We start from the raw sequence: 3,091 nt of genomic DNA on the forward strand, positions 1-3,091 counted from the left end.
GTTAAAGACTCGGATTGTAAAAACAGTAAATGCGGATCTGGTTGCTGTTATTAATAATGGTGCAATTATTGTCATACTCTAGTGACTACTTGATATTCCTATAGAACATTTGTCAATAGAGGAAAGCGGCATTTGTATTGGCATATGGCGCTGGACGGTTTTATGCTTTGCCGCTTTCCTCGCTAAAAGCAAACTTCGATACCAAACGAAATGATAAAGATTTCAACAACTATTTAATTTAACTCAGTCTTGAAAGGGATAATACCAAGTTGGTTTTAAAATGCTAAGGTTTTAGTAAATATGATCTTAACAACGGCTACCGTGAGCAAATAATTACAACCGCCCGGTGAAACATGAGATCTTTTGATTGTGCCGAGCTAGATACCCCTTGCCGGTTGTTAAGATGCGTTTAGGGTTAATCTCCAAATTAACGGTTTAGTATTATCAGGTGTTCGGGTGGAAGATAGAGTTTACATTCATGCCCTGCCGAAAGCTGCGGCATCATTCCGGTTGGTATATTAGCGTCGATCAGATAACCGCCACTCCCGTCTTTACAGGTGTTAAAACGAACATGATTAATATCAACGCCTTCAATATACCTTTCAAGCATGCACACCACAGTGTTTTCTTCGTTGTTTTGGCATATTCGTACACATTCCGGCCGGATACCGATGATAACTTCCTGGCCAACAGCATACTGAGAACTCTCTTCCGTTATAACCTTTAATTCCGCGCAAACACTATCAATTTTAACCCAGACATGATTATCGGCAATTTTGGTTACTTTGCCATCTACCAGGTTTCTAACACCTATCAGGCGAGCAACCGACCGGTTTATTGGGGAATAAACCACTTTTTGCTTGGCGTCACACTGAACGATGCGGCCAGCTTCATAGACGGCCATCTTGGAACCCAACTTATACCCTTGTGCAAGATCGTGGGTAACAAATATAATATCCCCGCTGTAAACCTGTTGCAGGGCTAATAATTCATATTCAAGCTGTTCCTTACGCAGAGCATCCAGCGCCGAGAAAGGTTCATCCAAAAGCAGTACCCCAGGCGAAGGCGCGATAGCTCTGGCTAAAGCTACCCGCTGTTGCTGACCAGATGATAGTTCATTTGGGTATCGATGACCCAGATCCGGGATATGTATAAGCGAAAGCAGTTGACATGTTTTTTCCTGGATTTCCTGCTTCGGAAGATGGCGGATACCATAGGCAATATTCTCCCTGACTGTCAGGTGTGGAAAAAGAGCATAGTTCTGAAACACAAAGCCAATGTTTCGCTTTTGTGCAGGCAGACAGATCTTTTTGGCAGAATCGAAGAGTACATTGCCGTTAAGCTTAATATAGCCTTCGTCTGGACAAAGCAAACCGGCAATACTCAGTAATGTCATAGTCTTGCCGGAGCCTGACCTGCCCAGGATTGAAAGTATTTCACGGTTTACACTAAAAGCTACTTCAAGGGTAAAGCCGGGCAACCGTTTTTTAATGTCAACTTCCAGCATCAGGCGCTTCTCCCCTGCCAATTAGCCGTATAAACATAATCATCGAACAAGTTTAGTTTAATCACAAAACTTAATTCCGTGCAGCCTTTCGTACCTTTTGCTTATAGTAAGCAAGAATAGTAAGTGAAGCCAAAGATATTACCAAAACTATTGCCGCTAATATCATGGCCTGGTCATAATGTCCGCCCTGGATATTGAAATATATCGCAACCGGAATAGTGGCTGTTTTCCCGGGAATATTGCCTGCCAACATTAAAGTAGCACCAAATTCCCCCAGGCACCGGGCAAGTGCCAGAATGGTAGCCGAAACAATGGAAGGCCATGCCAGCGGCATAGTTACCGTCCAGAAAACCCTCCATTCGTTGGCGCCAAGCGTCCTGGCAGCATTTTCTATATTTATATCCACCTGTTCAAAGCCTCCCCGTGCGGTCATATACATGAGCGGGAAGGACATCACGGCCGCCGCGATAACGGTAGCCGGCCATGAAAACACTATCGAGGTTCCCAGAGCGTCCAACAACCCTCCGATAGGACTATTACGACCTAATAACAGTAGTAAGCCAAAGCCTACTACTGTTGGGGGCAACACTAAAGGTAGTATAAATAAACTGTCAATCAGGTTTTTAAACCTGCCGGAATATCGCGCCATCCAGCGGGCAGCAGCAATGCCCGCAAAGAAGGTAATAGCCGTGGTTGCCAGTACCGTCTTTAACGATATAAGAAGAGGCGGTAGAATTGATTCTGCCATTTGGTATTTAAGCTATGTAACCTTTCTTAATTATCGATAGGGGCAAAGCCGTACTTTTCAAACAGTTCTTGCACTTCATCACTGAACAGAAAATTAATGTAATCGCTAGCTGCATCCAGATTCTTACTGTATTCAACTACGGCAACCGGGTATATAATACTAGAGTTTATAGCATCCGGGCCATCAGCTACAACTTTAACAGAAGTGGAAATAGCTGCATCTGTGGAATATACAATGCCGGCATCCACGTTACCGGTTTCAACATAGCTTAGCACCTGCCGTACATCGCTGCATAAAATCAGCTTTTCTTCAACATCGTCCCATATCCCCAGTTCCTCGAGGGCTGTTTTGCCATATGAGCCGGCTGGTACAAATTCGGGATCTCCCAATGCAATTTTCTTAATATCTCCACCAAGGAGATCATTAAAATCATCAATCCCAAGGCTGCTTCCTTGTGGTACGATCAGCACAACTTTATTATTGAGCAGGTCTCGCCGCGTATCGTTTACTATCAAGCCCTTATCTGCCAGTGCATTCATCTGCTTGGGTGCAGCTGAAATAAACACATCTGCCGGAGCGCCGTTCTCAATTTGCGTCTGAAGGTTCCCGGATGAAGCAAAATTGGTCAAGATATCTACGTTGTCGTTTTTATCTTTGTAAAGCTCATTTATCTCGTTTAATGCATCAGTCAAGCTGGCAGCAGCAGAAATGTTAAGTGTAATTGCTTCGCCGGAGCTGCAACCGGTAAAGCCAACTGCCATCATTGCAACGAGCAGCATAGTAATTGCCGTCATAAGAAACCTGGAAAGCCTCATTTTGAATCTCCTAAATTTTTG

At 44.0% G+C, this 3,091-nt stretch carries 3 protein-coding genes; all 3 read right to left on the reverse strand.

What is annotated here, in order from left to right:
- Nucleotides 1-427: 427 nt before the first annotated feature.
- The 3 genes from PHX29_07355 to modA all read right to left on the reverse strand — a co-directional run bounded on the left by PHX29_07355 (nucleotide 428) and on the right by modA (nucleotide 3,070).
- Complete coding sequence (locus tag PHX29_07355; protein MDD5605698.1) at nucleotides 428-1,507, reverse strand: ABC transporter ATP-binding protein; 1,080 nt, start codon at nucleotides 1,505-1,507, stop codon at nucleotides 428-430.
- A gap of 70 nt (nucleotides 1,508-1,577) precedes the next feature.
- The gene (gene modB / locus PHX29_07360; protein ID MDD5605699.1) at nucleotides 1,578-2,255 is read right to left on the reverse strand and encodes a molybdate ABC transporter permease subunit; all 678 of its coding nucleotides are present in this window, start codon (nucleotides 2,253-2,255) and stop codon (nucleotides 1,578-1,580) included.
- Between the two features lie 26 nt (nucleotides 2,256-2,281).
- Nucleotides 2,282-3,070 (reverse strand): molybdate ABC transporter substrate-binding protein, encoded by a 789-nt coding sequence (modA, locus tag PHX29_07365; GenBank protein ID MDD5605700.1) that lies wholly within the window; start codon nucleotides 3,068-3,070, stop codon nucleotides 2,282-2,284.
- Between the last annotated feature and the right edge of the window lie 21 nt (nucleotides 3,071-3,091).

This window comes from Dehalococcoidales bacterium, from assembly GCA_028717385.1.
GTDB lineage: Bacteria > Chloroflexota > Dehalococcoidia > Dehalococcoidales > CSSed11-197 > CSSed11-197.